The 18394-nt window shown below is 48.5% G+C and carries 11 protein-coding genes and 2 rRNA genes; 9 read left to right on the plus strand and 4 right to left on the minus strand.

Features of this window, described 5'->3' with window-relative positions; translation table 11 throughout:
- Both ACQY2W_RS00615 and rrf read left to right on the plus strand, forming a co-directional pair.
- Nucleotides 1–2453: ribosomal RNA gene (locus ACQY2W_RS00615) — 23S ribosomal RNA — on the plus strand; the annotation flags it as partial.
- Nucleotides 2454–2565: 112 nt separating this feature from the next.
- A 5S ribosomal RNA gene (gene rrf / locus ACQY2W_RS00620) occupies nt 2566–2684 on the plus strand.
- 388 nt (nt 2685–3072) lie between these two features.
- Here rrf and ACQY2W_RS00625 read toward each other — a convergent pair.
- From ACQY2W_RS00625 to ACQY2W_RS00635, 3 genes are all read right to left on the minus strand, one after another.
- Complete coding sequence (locus ACQY2W_RS00625) at nt 3073–3366, minus strand: GIY-YIG nuclease family protein (RefSeq protein WP_428048644.1); 294 nt, start codon at nt 3364–3366, stop codon at nt 3073–3075.
- Nucleotides 3367–3449: 83 nt separating this feature from the next.
- Entirely contained in the window at nt 3450–3947 is a 498-nt protein-coding gene (locus ACQY2W_RS00630; protein ID WP_428048645.1) for a type IV pilin protein, read from the minus strand.
- Between the two features lie 146 nt (nt 3948–4093).
- Entirely contained in the window at nt 4094–4876 is a 783-nt protein-coding gene (locus ACQY2W_RS00635) for a lipopolysaccharide kinase InaA family protein (protein WP_428048646.1), read from the minus strand.
- Between the two features lie 282 nt (nt 4877–5158).
- On the opposite strand from ACQY2W_RS00635, the gene rplJ reads away from it, so the two are divergent.
- The 7 genes from rplJ to fusA all read left to right on the plus strand — a co-directional run bounded on the left by rplJ (nt 5159) and on the right by fusA (nt 17384).
- Entirely contained in the window at nt 5159–5680 is a 522-nt protein-coding gene (gene rplJ / locus ACQY2W_RS00640) for a 50S ribosomal protein L10 (RefSeq protein WP_428048647.1), read from the plus strand.
- Between the two features lie 161 nt (nt 5681–5841).
- Complete coding sequence (rplL, locus tag ACQY2W_RS00645) at nt 5842–6219, plus strand: 50S ribosomal protein L7/L12 (RefSeq protein ID WP_428048717.1); 378 nt, start codon at nt 5842–5844, stop codon at nt 6217–6219.
- A 131-nt stretch (nt 6220–6350) separates the two neighbouring features.
- The gene (gene rpoB, locus ACQY2W_RS00650) at nt 6351–10181 is read left to right on the plus strand and encodes a DNA-directed RNA polymerase subunit beta (RefSeq protein WP_428048648.1); all 3831 of its coding nucleotides are present in this window, start codon (nt 6351–6353) and stop codon (nt 10179–10181) included.
- Between the two features lie 16 nt (nt 10182–10197).
- Entirely contained in the window at nt 10198–14367 is a 4170-nt protein-coding gene (rpoC, locus tag ACQY2W_RS00655) for a DNA-directed RNA polymerase subunit beta' (RefSeq protein WP_428048649.1), read from the plus strand.
- Nucleotides 14368–14377: 10 nt separating this feature from the next.
- On the plus strand, nt 14378–14758 hold the full coding sequence (rpsL, locus tag ACQY2W_RS00660) for a 30S ribosomal protein S12 (RefSeq protein WP_428048650.1): 381 nt from the start codon (nt 14378–14380) through the stop codon (nt 14756–14758).
- A 23-nt stretch (nt 14759–14781) separates the two neighbouring features.
- Nucleotides 14782–15261, plus strand: coding sequence for a 30S ribosomal protein S7 (gene rpsG, locus ACQY2W_RS00665; protein WP_428048651.1), 480 nt, complete (start codon nt 14782–14784; stop codon nt 15259–15261).
- A 14-nt stretch (nt 15262–15275) separates the two neighbouring features.
- Nucleotides 15276–17384: an elongation factor G gene (fusA, locus tag ACQY2W_RS00670; protein WP_428048652.1), complete on the plus strand. Its 2109-nt coding sequence runs from the start codon at nt 15276–15278 to the stop codon at nt 17382–17384.
- Between the two features lie 243 nt (nt 17385–17627).
- Here the strand turns inward: fusA and ACQY2W_RS00675 are convergent, their stop codons facing one another.
- Entirely contained in the window at nt 17628–18350 is a 723-nt protein-coding gene (locus tag ACQY2W_RS00675) for a type IV pilin protein (RefSeq protein WP_428048653.1), read from the minus strand.
- Between the last annotated feature and the right edge of the window lie 44 nt (nt 18351–18394).

Raw genomic sequence — 18394 nt, forward strand, 5'->3', positions numbered from 1 at the left:
GGGGAGACCACTCTCCAAGGCTAAATACTCTCTGGCAACCGATAGTGAACCAGTACCGCGAGGGAAAGGCGAAAAGAACCCCGAGAGGGGAGTGAAATAGAACCTGAAACCGTACATCTACAAGCTATTGTAGCACTATGCCCGCAAGGGAATGTGCGACAGTGTGCCTGTTGAAGAATGATCCAGCGAGTTAATGTGCCGAGCAAGGTTAAGGGCTGACAAAGTCCGCAGCCGTAGTGAAAGCGAGCCCGAATAGGGCGATTAGTTCGTCATATTAGACCCGAAGCCAAGTGATCTAACCCTGTCCAGGCTGAAGTTCGCGTAACAGTGAATGGAGGGCCGGAGTGTTAAACGTTGAAAAGTTTCTACATGAGGTGGGGTTAGGGGTGAAAGGCCAATCGAACTTGGTGATAGCTGGTTCTCCCCGAAATAGCTTTAGGGCTAGCGTTGAAATTTAACCCGAGGGGGTAAAGCACTGGTAGATTTAGGGGGAGCGACCCTCCTTCCGATGTCTGTCAAACTCTGAATACCTCGGCGTATATTTCAGCAGTCAGTTCGTGAGGGATAAGCTTCACGTGCGAGAGGGAAACAGCCCAGACCGTCAATTTAGGTCCCAAAATGTATGCTAAGTGGTAAAGGATGTGGATTTACTTAAACAGCTAGGAGGTTGGCTTAGAAGCAGCCATCCTTTGAAGAGTGCGTAATAGCTCACTAGTCGAGTGAATCTGCGCCGAAGATGACTCGGGGCTAAGCATACTACCGAAATTACGGATTGCATAGAGGTTCGCCTTTATGTAGTGGTAGGGGAGCGTTCTTGGCAGCTGCGAAGGTATACCGTAAGGAGTGCTGGAGCGCCAAGAAGTGAGAATGCTGGAATGAGTAGCGACAAGGAAGGTGAGAATCCTTCCCGCCGAAAATCTAAGGTTTCCTTGAGCAACGTTCGTCGGCTCAGGGTCAGTCGGGCCTAAGCTCAGGCCGAAAGGCGTAGGCGAAGGACATCCGGTTAATATTCCGGAACTATGATAAGCGCGTCATAACCTAGGGAGGGACGCAGGAGAGTAACCCCGTTGGCTATATGTCAATGAAAGGTCGTAGACATCTTCGGATAGGCAAATCCGTCCGGAGGCTAAGTCGAAAGCCGAGACGAGTGATCGCAAGATTACAAAGGGGGCCAATCACGCTGCCTAGAAAAACTTCGTAGGGAGTTCTTATCATAACCGTACCGTAAACCGACACAGGTGGATGGGGTGAAAATCCTAAGGCGCGCGAGATAACCATCGTCAAGGAACTAGGCAAACTAGCTCCGTAACTTCGGAAGAAGGAGTGCCCAAGTACTGGTGTAGCAATACATTGGGAAAGGGTCGCAGTGAATTGGGCTTCGTGACTGTTTAACAAAAACTTAGGGCTCTGCTGAAATCTCAAGATGATGTATAGGGCCTGATGCCTGCCCGGTGCCGGAAGGTCAAGGGGAGTGGTTAGCCGCAAGGCGAAGCTGCGAACTTAAGCCCCGGTAAACGGCGGCGGTAACTATAACCGTCCTAAGGTAGCGAAATTCCTTGTCGGGTAAGTTCCGACCTGCACGAATGGCATAACAAAGAAGCCGCTGTCTCGACGGTGGGCTCGGCGAAATTGTGGTTCAAGTGAAGACGCTTGATGCATGCAACAAGACGAAAAGACCCTATGGAGCTTTACTGTAGCTTGTTATTGACTTACGGTTTACAATACGTAGTATAGCTGGGAGTCTTTGAAACATCCTTTGAGGAGGGTGCGGAGACAACAGTGAAATACCAGCTTTTGTGGATTGTGATTCTAACCTATTACCCGTGAATCCGGGTTGGGGACAGTGGCAGGTGGGCAGTTTGACTGGGGCGGTCGCCTCCTAAAGAGTAACGGAGGCGTTCTAAGGTTCCTTCAGGCCGTATAGAAATCGGCCATTGAGCGCAAAGGTAGAAAGGAGCTTGACTGTGAGGACGACGGTCCGAACAGGTGCGAAAGCAGGACTTAGTGATCCGGTGGTCCCTCGTGGGAGGGCCATCGCTCAACGGACAAAAGCTACCCTGGGGATAACAGGCTGATCGGGCCCAAGAGTTCACATCGACGGCTCGGTTTGGCACCTCGATGTCGGCTCATCACATCCTCCCGCTGAAGCAGGTGGGAAGGGTTGGGCTGTTCGCCCATTAAAGTGGTACGTGAGCTGGGTTCAGTACGTCGTGAGACAGTACGGTCTCTATCTGTTGTATGCGCAGGAAACTTGAGAGGAGTTGTCCATAGTACGAGAGGGCCTGGATGAACGAACCTCCTGTATATCAGTTGTCTGTAAACAGGCATAGCTGATTAGCGGTGTTCGGTAGGGATAAACGCTGAAAGCATATAAGCGTGAAACCCGCCTCAAGATAAGGTTTCCCTGGTAGATTAACTACCCAGAAGACCCCTTTTCTAGTTATCTGACGTTAGAAGTCCGCGATGACCCGTCTAGTAAACGGCGAGCAAGATTCTAGCGAGAAAGGAATTGTTGTAGCGACGGTTCCTTCCCATTTGTTCTTTTAACATAGAGGCTTTGATGAGACTGATATTTATTCCGACGAGGTCACACCCGTTCCCATTCCGAACACGGCAGTTAAGCTCGTAAGGGTCGATGGTATTGGCACCCAATTCGGTGCTGAGAGAGTAGATCGATGTCGGTCTCATCAAGGCCTTTACTCATTAAATAAAGGAGTCCTTTTTACAGGACTCCTTTTTTAATGAGTAAAAGTTTATCTTGCAATCTTTCAGTTTCCATTTTTGGCCTATCCAAGGCCGACTCTTGCTTGCGTACCTGCAACGCTTCGCGTTGTCTTGCAGACGTACGCGGCGCGCGACTTACGGCCTTGCCTAGGCGCAAAACTGAAAACCGGGTAGAACTTCTATTGTGTTAGTCTTTATTGAACGGCCTTGTTAACTTTCGCTTACGCTCTCTTTTCGTCATCCCGCAGTGTCTCTATGCGGGATATAAAAGAGAGCGTATTTAATTTCTTCGTTCCTTCATCTTTTTAGTGGACAGGCAAATGCGGGATATAGATAAAAGGGTTGTTTTTATAAAAATGAGGGTGCTATTTCCTCATAAAGATCGTGCCACGAGGGATTAAAAGAATTTATTAAATGTTCTTTCCAGGCACGATTCCATTCTTTCAATACTTTTTCTCGTTGTATGGCGTTTTGAATGGAATTGTATTGCTCATAATAGACTAATTTTTTAATATGAAATTTTTTAGTAAAACCTTCCACAAAACCTTGTTTGTGTTCATACACACGTCGTAGCAAATTATTTGTAACTCCGATATAGAGCATTTTGTTGTTTTTTGTGGTCAGTATGTAGACATATCCCATACGGTTATTTTAGCATAAAATATATATTGTCCCCCGCTATATCCCGCATAGAGACACTGCGGGATGACGAGCGGGGGAAAAGTTTAAGGATAAGAATAACCGTGAGTAATACCGCTAATATCAGGCGTGCTCCTCCCGGTTTCACTTTGACAGATTTTTGGCCCTAAGCCTGTTTTCACGTAGTCATAACAATACGTTTGTGCCGGGTATCTGACACTAAAATTGAAATTGCGTTGATAACCTATAAAATACTGTCCGTCTTTACGTAACACACATTCCACGTAGGAAGTATAGGTTTCTGAAAGATTCCGTCGGCAGAAACCCCACGGAAATTGACAAGAAGAATTAGTGCATCCCGGTAACTCTACACTCAAGGCATCAAAATCCGTAGTATATTCCCCATTAGCCAAATAATAGGATTCTTCGGCGTCGGCTAAAGCATTGACCATGGCTTTCACGGTGGCATACCGGCTTTTCCAAACCGCTTTTTGATACTGCGGCAGAGCCACCGCCGCCAAAATACCGATAATCAACACGACCACCAATAATTCTATTAACGTAAATGCTTGTTTGTGTTTCATGTAGTTTCTCCTTTTATTTTTTCGTCTCTTTATTATCGTTTTTTTTTTTGATTTGTCAAGGAGAAATTTTTGGTTGATTAAAATTACGACGATGTTTTAGGGGTTAAACATCGTCGTAATTAGCAGAATTTAAAGACGGGCAAATTTTACTTCTGTTTTTCAAACGGCTTATTTAAGAAAATATACGCGCCGGGCAGTTTTTTCAAATCGTGTTTGAATTTGTCATACGCGTTGCGGATGTGTTTGCGGCGTAGTACTTCTTTTACTAAATCGCCGCGCCACCCCGTAATGCGGGCATATTCTTCTACAAAAGTGCGCAAGTTTTTATCGTCGTAAAACGGTTGAATTAAGTTTTGCTTGATGATGTTTTTTGGCACCGGCCCGTCAAAGAATTTAAAACGGTTGATATCCACGAGCGAAAAAATATGTTTTCCGTTTTCTACCCGGTACAAGATGTTCCCCGGTGTAAAATCTTTATGCCAAAGTCCCTTGGCGTGCATATCGGCGGTGTACTTTGCAAGCGCGTTAATCAGCGCGGGATCGTTTTGCGTGTCGCGCACCGGACGCATGTTTTCTACTTGTTCACTCACAAAATACGAAAAGTTAATCAGCCCGCCTTTGCGTTCAATACGGTAGCCGTACGGGGCGGGCGTGTGAAAACCGCGCTTTAAAATTTCTTGTGCGTTTTTATACGTGGAAACAGCTTTCGGTGTGCGCCAGCCGAGCGAGTACAAAATACGGTTGACGATCGGCGGGATACAGAATTTCTTCACGTTGATTTTATGATTATTAACATCAAACACGCGAATTTGGTTACGCGCGTTATGGATAATTTCGCCGCCGTTGGCAAACGTGTCCGGCAAATTGACTACAAAATTTTCCGGCAACGGCGCTTGCGTATTTTGCACATTTTCACTCGTGGATTTCATACGTACATTGTAGCATATAACGTAGGCCCCTTGCGTGGGCTTGCGCCCCAAACTTGTTTTTGTTATAATAATTATAAGAGTTGCGGATAAGACGTTTGCAAAAATGTTTGCAATTGGCAACTTTTATTGATAAAATAAAATAGAAGTTAGTTATCAGATTTAACGAGAACCATGATTCCCCCCGACGTGAAAACGGAGGAGAGGGGGATCTGTGGCTGTCGTTTTCTCGCTCTAAAAGTGAGAAAACAGGCAGTATTTCTCAGTTAAAAAACAGGCAATAAAATGAACCTGACAAAAGACCAAAAGAAACAAAAGTCGCAAGACTTAGCTTCTGAAATTACCACCGGCGGCACTGTATTTTTCACGGCCTATCAAGGTCTGAAATTTACCGAAATGGAAGAAGTGCGCCGCGCGTTAACGCCCGCGGGAGCCAAATTCCGCGTAGAACGCAACGCCATTGTGGAACATGCTATCAACCAAGCCAAAATTGAAGGAGCCGACACAAAGCTCTTTCAAGGGCCGACCGCTATTGCCGTAGGTGGCGATATCGCCGCCGTGGCCAAAGCGTTGGTTGATTTTCAGAAGAAGAATGCGGCTTTGAAGCTGCGTGCTTGCTATTCCGACGGGGTCTGGTACAACGAAAACCAAGTTAAACAACTCGCTACCATCGGTACGAAAGAAGAAAACTTGTCCAAGTTGGCCGGCGCGCTGTACAGCGCGGTTGCCCAATCGGCGCAAGTATTGCAAGCTCCGATACGGGATTTTGCCTACGTTATCAAAGCTTTGCAAGACAAGCAAAAATAACGCAACAAGGTATCAGTTGGCTTAGTGCCAACTGATGCCCGGTAAAATCTAAACCCGCCAAGAGCGGTAGTAGTCCCGCAAGGGGTAAAGGTACGGATATAAACTCGGTTTATATAGAAGGCCGCTACTCTAGACAAAAGGAAAAAATAAAAATGGCTAAAATGACCAAAGATGAATTAGTAAATGCTATCGCTGAACTCACCGTGTTGGAACTCTCCGAACTCGTGAAAGCGATTGAAGAAAAATTCGGCGTAAAAGCTGCTGCTCCGGCCGTTGCCGTAGCTGCCGCTGCTGCCCCGGCTGCCGGTGCTGCCGCTGAAGAAAAAGATGAATTCAACGTCATGTTGACCGCTGTTGATGCCGCCAAAAAAATCGCGGTAATCAAAGTAGTGCGCGAAATCACGGGCCTCGGCTTGAAAGAAGCCAAAGACCTCGTTGAAGGCGCCCCGAAAGCTGTCAAAGAAAACGTTGCCAAAGCTGAAGCTGAAGAACTCAAAAAGAAACTCACCGAAGCTGGCGGCACCGTTGAACTCAAATAGTTCACTGACGCATTATATCCCAATCCCCGTTACGGGGGTTGGGATAACGTACCCCTAAGGGTATCACAACGAGGCCGTTTATGCGAGTGCGCGCAGAAAAAACGCCCGTTGAAATTTCAGGAAGAAAAGCAATGATTGAAAAACAAACCAATTTCGGCAAAATTTCCACCAAACTACCGTTACCGGATTTGTTGGATATGCAAAAGCAATCTTTTGTGGACTTTTTGCAACTTGATGTAGCCCCTTCCAAACGGGAATTAAAAGGCTTGCAAGCCGCTTTTGAAGACGTATTTCCTATTGAAGCTCCCGACGGAAGCATGCGTTTAGAATTTTTAAAATATGAATTAGGAACTCCCCGTTACGCCACCCCGGCCGAGGCCACCGTGCGTGATAGCACCTACTCCGCTCCGTTAAAAGCGTGGATGCGTTTATATGTAAAACAGAAAAACGGGAAAATGAAAGAAGCGTCTGATCAAGACGTTACCCTTTGTGATTTGCCTTTAATGACCGATGCCGGCTGTTTCGTATTTAACGGTGCCGAACGCGTCGTTGTCAGCCAGATGCACCGCTCGCCGGGCATCATTTTTGAAGAAGACGAAGAAAAGAAACAGTCCACCTTCGGTAAACGCCTCTATGTAGCGCGTATTATTCCGTACCGCGGGGCGTGGATTGAATTTTCGTTTGACCTTATGAACGCCTTGTGGGTTCGCATTGACCGCAAGAAAAAAGTACTCGCGACCACCTTCCTGCGCGCGTGCGGTTTGGAAACTAACGCACAAATCATCCAAACCTTCTATAAATGCGAAGATGTTGAAGTCAAACCTTCTCACATTGATTCTATTATCGGCCGCTACGCCGCCGACGATATCTACGATCCGGCCACCGGCGAAGTGTTGTGGAACTTAGATGAAAAAGCCGCCTTGCCGATTGATGATAAACTTTTCAAAACGTTAATTGAAAAGAAAGTCAAAACCATTAAGGTTATCTGCGGTAAACCCCGCCAAGATGACCCCGGTATTTTGGCCACCTTGGAACACCGCAAAGATTCTATCCGCACCGCGGCAGAGGCACAAGCCGAAATTTACAAAAAGATGAGAGGGCAAGATTTCGTTGTTAAAGAACAAGCGGAAACTTACCTCAACAACTTAGTATTTGATAATATCCGCCGCTACGATTTGAGTTTCGTGGGCCGCTACAAAATCAACAAGAAATTTGCGAATATGTTTGATTTGATCAGCAAATTCAAATTCAAAAAATTCCAAAAACCGTCCGACAACCGCCGCACGCTCGCGCCGGAAGACGTGATTGTAGCCGTCAAATATCTCTTGGCCTTAAACGCCGGAGAAGAAGCGCAAAAAGAATATGGCGAAGATTTCTCTTTTAAAGTGGACGATATTGACCACTTGGGCAACCGCCGCGTACGCGGAATTGGCGAATTATTGGAAAACCAAATTCGCATCGGGCTTAGCCAAATGGCCAAAACCGTGCGCGACCGCATGAACCGCGAACTGACTTCGTTTACGCCGCGTGCATTAGTCAACGCGCAACCGGTGCAAGCGATTGTTCGCAAATTCTTCGGTACGTCCCAACTCTCGCAGTTTATGGATCAGATTAACCCGCTAGGCGAATTGACCCACAAACGCCGTTTATCTGCGTTAGGGCCGGGCGGTTTAAACCGCAAACGCGCCGGGTTTGAAGTGCGCGACGTTCACTATACGCACTACGGCCGCGTCTGCCCGATTGAAACGCCGGAAGGTCCGAACATCGGGTTAATTACCTCTTTGGCGTGCTATTCTAAAGTAAACAAATACGGTTTAATTGAAACGCCGTACCGCAAAGTCGTCAACGGGAAAGTAACGGATAAAATTGAAAACTTAACCGCCGATAGTGAAGACGATAAATTTGTAGCGCAGGCCAACACGCCGCTTAAAAAAGACGGTACTATTGATACCGATACGGTATCTTGCCGTTTGCGCTCGGACTATCCGATGGTAGCTCCGAAAAACGTAGACTATATGGACGTCTCGCCCTTGCAGGTGATCAGCGTATCCGCCGCGCTCATTCCGTTCTTAGAGCACGACGACGCCAACCGTGCTTTGATGGGTTGTAACATGCAACGTCAGGGCGTGCCGCTACTTATGCCGGAAGCTCCGTATGTAGGTACCGGCATTGAACACGAAGTCGCGCGCGACTCGGGTACTTCTATGGTAGCCAAACGCGACGGGCGCGTGCAATTTGCCGATGCTAACCAAATTATCGTAGAAGCCAAAGACGGCTCTACCGATGTATACAACTTGCTCAAATTCAAACGCTCCAACTCGGATACCTGTATCAACCAACATCCGATTGTAAAAGCGGGCGATAACGTCAAAGCCCGTCAAGTAATTGCCGACGGTCCGTCTATGGATAACGGCTACTTGGCTTTAGGGCGCAATATGCTCGTGGGCTTTATGTGTTGGGAAGGGTACAACTACGAAGACGCTATTTTAGTGTCCAGCCGTTTGGTGAAAGACGACGTGTTTACTTCTATTCACTTGCACGAATTTACGTTAGATGCGCGCAACACCAAATTGGGTGCGGAAGAAATCACCCGCGATATTCCCAACATTGGTTCCGATGCGCTTTCTCACTTAGACAACGACGGTATTGTGTTACCGGCCACGGTGGTAGAACCCGGCGATATTTTAGTCGGTAAAGTGACCCCGAAAGGCGAGCAACAATTAACGCCGGAAGAACGGCTCTTAAAAGTGATCTTCGGTAAAAAAGCCGATGACGTGGTGGACGCCTCTTTGCGCGTTCCGCCCGGCACCAGCGGCAAAGTAGTGGGCACGCGTGTGTTTGTGCGCAAAGAAAAACTCACTAAAGCCGAAGAAAAAGCACGCTTAACTGCCTTGGAAAACGAGAAAAATGCGACGTTGGACTTGCTCAAAGAACAACGCAAACGCGCGTTAGATAACGCGAAAGCCACCATTAAAAATGCGGCCGCTTTACAAAAAGAAACGGCGCGTCTTAACTCGCTTTACAAGTTAATGGAAAAGAAAGCGGTAGAACACTACGAACGGGAAATTGAATTTTCCAAACAAGGCGATGAACTCCCGGTGACCGTGAACAAATCGGTCAAAGTGTATATTGCTTCCAAACGCAAATTACACGTGGGCGATAAGATGTCCGGCCGCCACGGAAACAAAGGTGTCGTGGCCCGCATCTTGCCGCAAGAAGATATGCCTTTCTTACCGGATGGCACGCCACTGGATATTGTGCTCTCTCCGCTGGGTATTCCTTCCCGTATGAACGTGGGACAGCTCTTGGAAACGATGCTCGGTTGGGCCGCGCACTACTTGCACTACAATGCCGCAACGCCTGTATTTGACGGGCCGAGCGAAGCCGACGTAGTCAACGAAGTCCGTAAAGCCAAAGAGAAAATCTTGGACGATAAAGGGCTCAAAGGCAAAGCGCGCGAAGAATATGCCGCTAAATACTTGCCGGATGATTACTGCCGCATTACGCTTTATGACGGCCGCACGGGTGAACCCTTTGAAGAAAAAGTGACGATCGGTTACATGTACATGATGAAACTAATCCACTTGGTGGAAGACAAAGTGCACTCCCGCTCCACGGGTCCGTACAGCATGATTACCCGCCAGCCGCTGGGCGGTAAAGCCCAGTTCGGTGGTCAGCGCTTCGGGGAAATGGAAGTGTGGGCCATGGAAGGGTACGGTGCTACGTACACCTTGCAGGAGTTTTTGACCGTCAAGTCTGATGATTTTGCCGGACGGACGAAAATGTACGAATCTATCGTCAAGGGCGATGCGCCTGCGCAACCCGGTGTGCCGGAATCTTTCAAGGTACTTGTGAAAGAATTGCAAGCACTCGGTTTGAGCGTAGATCTGCTTAAAAACGTAGAGGAAAAACCCGCCTCCGAAGAAAAAGAAACGAAAGAGGAGGCCAAGGCCGATAAGTAAGCCGGGGATTTGAACCATGCAAACGAAAAAAGTAAAAAAATTAAGCGACTTAAACTTCTTTGACTTTGATGCCATTAAGTTGGGCATTGCCAGCCCCGAACAAATTTTGGGTTGGTCTTACGGCGAAGTAAAAAAACCGGAAACGATCAACTACCGCACGCTCAAACCGGAGCGCGACGGTCTGTTCTGCGAACGCATTTTCGGGCCGACCAAAGATTACGAATGTTCCTGCGGTAAATACCGTTGGGTAAAATTCAAAGGCATTAAGTGCGACCGCTGCGGTGTAGAAATTACCGAAGCCAAAGTCCGCCGCGAACGCATGGGCCACATTGAACTGGCCGTGCCGGTGGCGCACGTATGGTTTTTGCGCAAAAATCCGTCGCGTATCGGTATTATGTTGGATATGCGCACGATGGACTTAGAGCGCGTTGTTTACTATGCCTCTTACGTAGTGATTGAAGATTGTATAGACAGCGTAACCGGACGCGTGGACTTCAAAAAAGGCACGCTGTTGTCCGATGTACAAGTGCGCGAAGCCCGCAAAAAACACGGCTCTCGCCTCAAAGTAGACATCGGGGCCCCGGCTATCCGCACGCTGCTCTCCGGCATTGATTTTGACAAAGAAATTCCCGCTTTGCACGAACAACTTAAAAATACGCAAAGCGAAATGGAGCGCACGAAACTCATCCGCCGCGTTAAGACGATGGAAGAGTTTAAAGAAAGCGGTAACCGCCCGGAATGGATGATTATTAGTGTACTACCCGTCATCCCGCCGGACTTGCGCCCGCTCGTTGCGCTTGACGGCGGCCGGTTTGCGGCGTCTGACTTAAACGACCTCTATCGTCGTATCATTAACCGCAACAACCGCCTTAAACACATTGAATCCTTGCGCGCGCCGGAAGTGATGATTTACAACGAAAAACGCCTCTTGCAAGAAGCCGTAGATGCGTTAATTGAAAACGGGGCCCGCGGTAAATTCTTTATCGGCGCCGGCGGAAGACCGCTCAAATCGTTGTCCGATAACATTAAAGGTAAACACGGTCGTTTCCGCCAAAACTTACTCGGTAAACGTGTGGACTATTCCGGTCGTTCCGTTATTGTCGTCGGTCCGAATTTGAAACTCCACCAATGCGGTTTACCTAAACTGATGGCGTTGGAACTCTTCAAACCGTTCATCATTGGCGAACTGATGAAAAAAGAAGGCGTTACGCTTAAATCTGCCAAGAAGATGTTGGAACGTGTCCGCCCGGAAATTTGGGATATTTTGGAACAAGTAACTAAGTCCCACCCGGTTATGTTAAACCGCGCTCCGACGTTGCACCGCTTGGGTATTCAAGCGTTTGAACCGGTACTCATTGAGGGTAAAGCAATCCAGTTGCACCCGCTTACCTGTGCCGCTTTCAACGCCGACTTTGACGGTGACCAGATGGCTGTGCACGTGCCGCTCTCGTTAGAGGCACAAATGGAAGCCCGCACACTTATGTTGGCCTCCAACAACATTTTATCGCCTGCTTCGGGTAAACCGATTGCCGCCCCGTCTCACGATATGGTATTAGGTATCAACTTCTTAACCAAAATCAAAGACGGCGATATCGGCGAGGGCTCTATCTTCGGTAGCAAAGAAGATGCGCTCGTTGCGTTAGAATATGGCAAATTGTCTTACCACGCTAAAATCAAAGTGCGCGGTATTAACGCGATCCCGGAACCGGGCTTAGAAGGTAAAGACGAAAAGAACGCCGCCAAATGGAAAGATTATACCTCCGTGGGCCGCATTATTTTCAACCAAATCTTGCCTAAAGGGTGGGAATATATCAACAAAACCATCGGCAAAAAAGAATTGGGTGCTTTGGTAGACGAATGCTACAAGAGCAAAAAATACGGCCGCTATGAAGCCGTGCAATTCTTGGATAAGATTATGAAGATGGGGTATCACTATGCTACCTTATCGGGCTTATCTATTTCTATTGCCGATATGACGATTCCGTCTGTCAAACAAAAATACATTGACGACGCGAAAAAACAAGTTAAACAAATTCAAGCGCAAGCCGAAGCCGGTATCATTACCGAAGGCGAACGCTATAACAAAGTCATTGATATCTGGACGCGTGTAACCGATGATGTGGCCAATGAGCTCTTCAAAGAAATGAAAAAATTTGAAGAAAGCAAATTTGACCCCACCAACAAAGAACACAGCGGCCAACGCTTTAACTCCGTCTATTTAATGGCGGACTCCGGCGCCCGCGGTTCTCGCCAACAGGTGCGCCAGCTGGCCGGTATGCGCGGTCTAATGGCTAAACCGCAGAAGAAACTGACCGGTGGTCAGGGCGAAATTATTGAAAACCCGATTACCGCTAACTTCCGCGAAGGTTTGTCTGTATTAGAGTACTTTATTTCCACACACGGTGGACGTAAAGGTCTTTCCGATACCGCTTTGAAAACCGCCGACGCAGGTTACTTAACCCGCCGCTTGGTGGACGTGGCGCATAACGTAGTCATCACGCAAGAAGACTGCGGTACGCATAACGGTATCGTGGTAAAATCGTTGATGAGCGGCGAAGAAATGGTAGAGCCGTTAGACGAACGCATCTTAGGGCGCACCGCGTTGGAAGATGTGGTCGTTAAAGTCAAAAAAGCCGACGGCTCCGAAGAAGAAAAAACCATCATCAAAGAAGGCGATTTAATCACCTTGGAACAAAGCAAACAGGTCAAAAAATACGGTGTGGAATCTGTACGTATCCGCTCCGTGCTGACTTGCGAAGCGCCTTACGGCGTGTGCGCCAAATGCTACGGTTTATCCTTGGCGACGTCTGCCAAGAGCAACCCCGGCGACTCGGTCGGTATTATTGCCGCCCAGTCCATCGGCGAACCGGGTACGCAGCTCACGTTGCGTACGTTCCACATCGGTGGTACGGCCTCGCGCGTGCTGTCCCGCAGCCAAGCGGTGGCCGAAATTGACGGTAAAGTGACATTTAAAGACATTAAACTCATCACCAACCGTTATGATAACAAGATTTGTATCTCCCGCAACGGCTCTATCTTTGTAACCGCCGGAAATGGTACAATAAAAGAATATAAGATTCAATACGGTGCCTCTATCTATGTAAAAGATAAAGAGACCGTCAAAAAGGGTTCCTTACTGGCGGAGTGGGACCCGCACTCTATCCCGGTGCTGGCCGAAGTGACCGGCAAAGTCCGCTTGACGGACGTGGTGGAAGGTATCACCTTGCAGGAAGAGCGCAACAAAGTAACCGGCGTTATTGAACGCAAGATTACCGCCAGCCGCATGGGCAAGAAAAACCCGCGCATCAGCATTGAAGGTAAAGAGAAGAAAATTAACTTCCCGTTGCCTATTGATACGATTCTGATGGTGGAAAACGGTGAAGAAGTGGAACCCGGAGACGTGCTTGCTAAAATCGGGCGCGAAGCCGGCGGCACCAAAGATATCACCGGCGGTCTGCCCCGTATTGCGGAATTGTTTGAAGCGCGCAGACCTAAAAATCCGGCTATTATTTCGGAATTTGAAGGGATTGTGAGCTTGGAAACTTCCCCGCGCGGACTGATTGAAGTAGTGGTCCGCAACGAAGAAACCAACCAAGTCAAACAATATAGCATCCCGCAAGGCAAACACCTTGTAGTATATGAAGGCGACCATGTCGGCGTAGGCGAAGCTTTAACCGACGGCGCCATTGACCCTCACGACGTGCTGCGCGTGAAGGGTGAAAAAGAAGCACAAGAGTTCCTGTTAAACGCCATCCAAGAAGTGTACCGCTTGCAGGGCGTAACAATCAACGACAGACATATTGAGGTTATTGTCCGTCAGATGTTAGGGAACGTAAAAATTCTGGACGCTGGGGATACCCACTTCCTAAAAGGCGAAGTGTTAAGCCGCGCCAGCTGGCTGCGTGAAAACGCAAAAATGAAAGCCGCCGGCAAACGCATGGCTGAAGCCGAAACGATCCTTTTGGGTATCAGTAAGGCCTCTTTAGCATCCGAATCATTTATATCTGCGGCTTCGTTCCAAGAAACCACCAAGGTTTTGACGGACGCCGCCATTACCGGCCAAGTAGATGAATTGGCTGGTCTAAAAGAAAACGTCATTGTAGGCCATTTGATACCGGCGGGAACTGGTATTTCTGCCCGTCAAATTGCCCGTGAGTTTGAAGAAAAACGTAAAGGAACAAAATAGGAGAGAAGTAATGCCAACAGTAAACCAATTAGTAAAATACGGACGGGCGAAAGAGTCCAACCGGACCAAATCCCCGGCGTTGCAATCTTGCCCCCAACGGCGCGGCGTTTGCACCCGTGTTTATACCACGACCCCTAAAAAACCGAACTCGGCTTTACGGAAGGTCGCCCGTGTCAAATTGACTTCCAAAATGGAAGTAACCGCTTATATTCCCGGTGTGGGACACAACTTGCAAGAACACTCCATCGTGCTCGTGCGCGGCGGACGTGTGAAAGACTTGCCGGGTGTGCGCTATCACATCATTCGCGGTGCGCTTGATGCGTCGGGCGTAGAAAACAGAAAACAAGGCCGCTCGCTTTATGGCGTAAAACGCCCCAAAGCCGGTAAATAATTTTTAGGAGTGAATAAAAGAATATGCCGAGAAAAGGTTTAAGACCCAGAGACAGAAGACCGCAACCCGCGCCGGATTACAAATACAATTCCGTGCTCGTGGCCCGGTTTATTAACAAATTAAATTTTGAAGGTAAAACTTCTACTGCCCAGCGCATCTTAGATGACGCCATGGCTATCATTGCGGAAAAAACGAAAGAAAATGCACTTGATGTATTTACCAAATGCATTGAAAACGTCCGCCCGCTCGTGGAAGTAAAAGCCCGCCGCGTAGGTGGTGCGAACTATCAAGTTCCCACGGAAGTAAAACCCTTACGCAGCACCTCTTTGGCGATGCGTTGGTTGATCGGCGCCGCCCAAAGCCGCAAAGGACGCCCGATGGCTGAAAAATTAGCCGAAGAAATTATCTTGGGCGCCAAGAAAGAAGGCACGGCGTTTAAAAAACGCGAAGACGTGCACAAAATGGCCGAAGCCAACCGCGCTTTTGCCCACTTTAAATTTTAAGCGGGAACTCAACTATGGCTGAATTTAAAACCTATCCGTTAGAGAAGATCCGCAACATCGGTATTATCGCGCACATTGATGCGGGTAAGACCACCACGTCCGAACGTATTTTGTACTACACCGGAAAAGTGCACAAAATCGGTGAAACGCACGATGGTGCGTCCGTAACCGACTGGATGGAACAAGAACGCGAAAGAGGTATTACGATTACCTCCGCGGCCATCTACTGCGTGTGGAAAGATTGCCAACTCAACATTATTGACACTCCCGGCCACGTGGACTTTACGGCCGAAGTGGAACGCTCGTTGCGCGTGTTGGACGGCGCTGTGTGCTGTTTTGACGGCGTGCAGGGCGTAGAACCCCAATCTGAAACCGTATGGCGTCAAGCGGATAAATACCACGTTCCGCGTATTGCCTACATTAACAAAATGGACCGCATCGGTGCGGACTTTATCCGCTCGGCGAACTCCATTAAAGAAAAACTGGGCGGTAATGCCTGCCCGATTCAATTGCCTATTGGCGCGGAAGACAAATTTGTTGGCGTAGTTGACCTCGTCAAAATGAAAGGAATCGTCTGGGACGGCGACCACAACGGCGCGACGTTCACCGAAGGCGATATCCCGGCAGACCTCGTTGAATTGGCTAACAAATACCGTACCGAGATGATTGAAAAACTCGCCGATTTTGACGAAGCCATTATGGAACGCTACTTAAACGGCGAAACCAATTTTACCGAAGCTGAAATTAAAAAAGCGATTCGCCGCGGTACCTTAACGGGTAAATTCTTCCCGGTGATCTGCGGTTCTTCGTACAAAAACAAAGGGGTACAACCTTTGTTAGACTGCGTAAACGACTATCTACCCTCTCCTGTAGATGTTCCCGCCGTCAAAGGTACGAACCCGAACACGGGCGAAGAAACGTTCCGCAAGCCGTCTAACAGCGAGCCGTTCTGCGGACTTATCTTTAAAGTACAAACCGACCCGTTTGTGGGTAAACTCAGCTTCTTCCGCATTTATTCCGGTACGATTAAAGCCGGGGATGCGGTGTTCTTCCCGGGTAAAAACGCCACCGAACGCTTTGGCCGTATGATGCGTATGATGGCCGATAAACGCGAAGAAGTAAAAGAACTTTCCGCCGGGGAAATTGCCGCTACGGTGGCTATTAAAAACTCCCGCGTAGGTCAAACGATCTGCGCGCCGGATGCCCCGATTGTGCTGGAAAGCATCACTTTCCCGGAACCGGTAATTTCTATTGCCGTAGAGCCGAAATCTAAAGCTGACGAAGAAAAAATGTCCAACGCCTTGGCGCGCTTAGCCGAAGAAGACCAAACCTTCCGCGTGCGCACCGATGAAGAAACCGGCCAAACCGTTATCAGCGGTATGGGTGAGTTGCACTTGGACATTATTGTGGACCGCATGAAACGCGAGTTCAACGTACAAGCCAACGTCGGCGCGCCGCAAGTGGCCTACCGCGAAACCATCACCAAGACGGTGGAACAAGAAACCAAATTTGTTCGCCAGTCCGGTGGTCGCGGTCAATACGGGCACGTATTCTTGCGCTTAGAGCCGCAGGAAAAAGGCAAAGGGTTTGAATTTGTCAACGAAATCACCCAAGGCCGCATTCCGAAAGAATATATCCCGGCTATTGAAAAAGGTTGCCGCGAAGCATTGGACTCCGGTGCTATGGCGGGTTACCCCTTAGTAGATATCAAAGTGGCCGTATTTGACGGTTCGTTCCACGAAGTGGACTCCTCCGAAATGGCGTTCAAAATCGCCGCTTCTATGGCCTTAAAAGACGGTGCCAAAAAAGCCAACCCGGTTATTTTGGAACCGATTATGAAAGTGGAAGTCGTTGCGCCGGAAGCCAACCTCGGGGACATCATCGGGGATCTGAGCAGCCGCCGCGGTCAAATCGGCGAAATGGGTGTACGCGGAAACGTCCGCTACGTCCGTGCCGAAGTGCCGCTGGCCGAAATGTTCGGTTACGCTACGAACGTGCGCTCCTTGTCTCAAGGCCGCGCGTCGTTTACGATGGAACCGAGCCACTACGCCGAAGTGCCGGCTAACGTAGCCAAAGCGATTGTGGAAAAACGCACAGCCGCCAAAGCTGCTACGGCCGCATAGTACAGAACAACTGTTCGTAACTTCTATAAGCACGCACGCGGGCACAACTAATCGTTGTGCCCGCGTTTGCGTGTTCCCGATAAACAATTTTCCAAAATCTGCCAATTTGCGCGTCCCTTGGGCTTGACGTAGCTACCGCTACGCCTATGCGGCCGCCTAAATCCCGCCAACTAAAATCGGTTTTGAAAAATCATCTTCTCTTTTGCAAAGTTAGTCTGATACAAACGGCAACAACGCGCTCATCTATAATTGCCAGGCCCCGTTAGCATAAATCCCTTTCATAATTTTCTTGCAGTAATTCCCGGAGTGTTGTTGAAAAATGACGGAGCCATCTCCTTCGTACTGATTTTCCACGCATAACATAGTTCGGGTGGTGCTATTCATAGACCCCGCGCCCAGTAAATACCGAAATCCGGCCCCAGCGTAGGGACCGGTCAGCCGTCCGACGGATATGCCGTCGCCGCTTGCTTCGTGAAAAATCTGCAAGCTCCAATCTTCGTTGGAACGGACTCCATCAGTGGGACTGCTCCCGGCAATCCAGCGGGTGGTGCCCGTCCAGGGAATATCAACGGCTAATTCATCAAAATTGGTAGCGTATGTTCCGTTTTGTAAATAATAGGATTCTTGCGCGGCGGCTACGGTGCGAATGATGGCCAATGCCTGTGTGGCTTTGCTTTTTTCTACTGCTTTTTGGTATTGCGGCACGGCTACCGCGGCTAAAATACCGATGATAAGAACGACCACTAAAAGTTCAATGAGCGTAAATGCGTTTATGCGATTATAACATAAAGGCCTGTCATCCCCGAGGGTTTCTGTCGGGGATCTTCGTTTTTCTTTTCGCTTGTTAACCATCTCATCAAAAACAAAAATACGAAGATGCCGGATAGAGGCCTTCCGGCATGACATGCTTATTTTAACGTCAGGTTTCACCTGACCTACATTTCCCTTTTGAATTTTGTTATTCATAAAATTCTCCTTGTTTTTTCCGTTCCTTTATTATCGTTTTTTTT

It is taken from the genome of Candidatus Avelusimicrobium caledoniensis (genome assembly GCF_902756455.1).
GTDB classification, from domain to species: Bacteria; Elusimicrobiota; Elusimicrobia; order Elusimicrobiales; family Elusimicrobiaceae; genus Avelusimicrobium; species Avelusimicrobium caledoniense.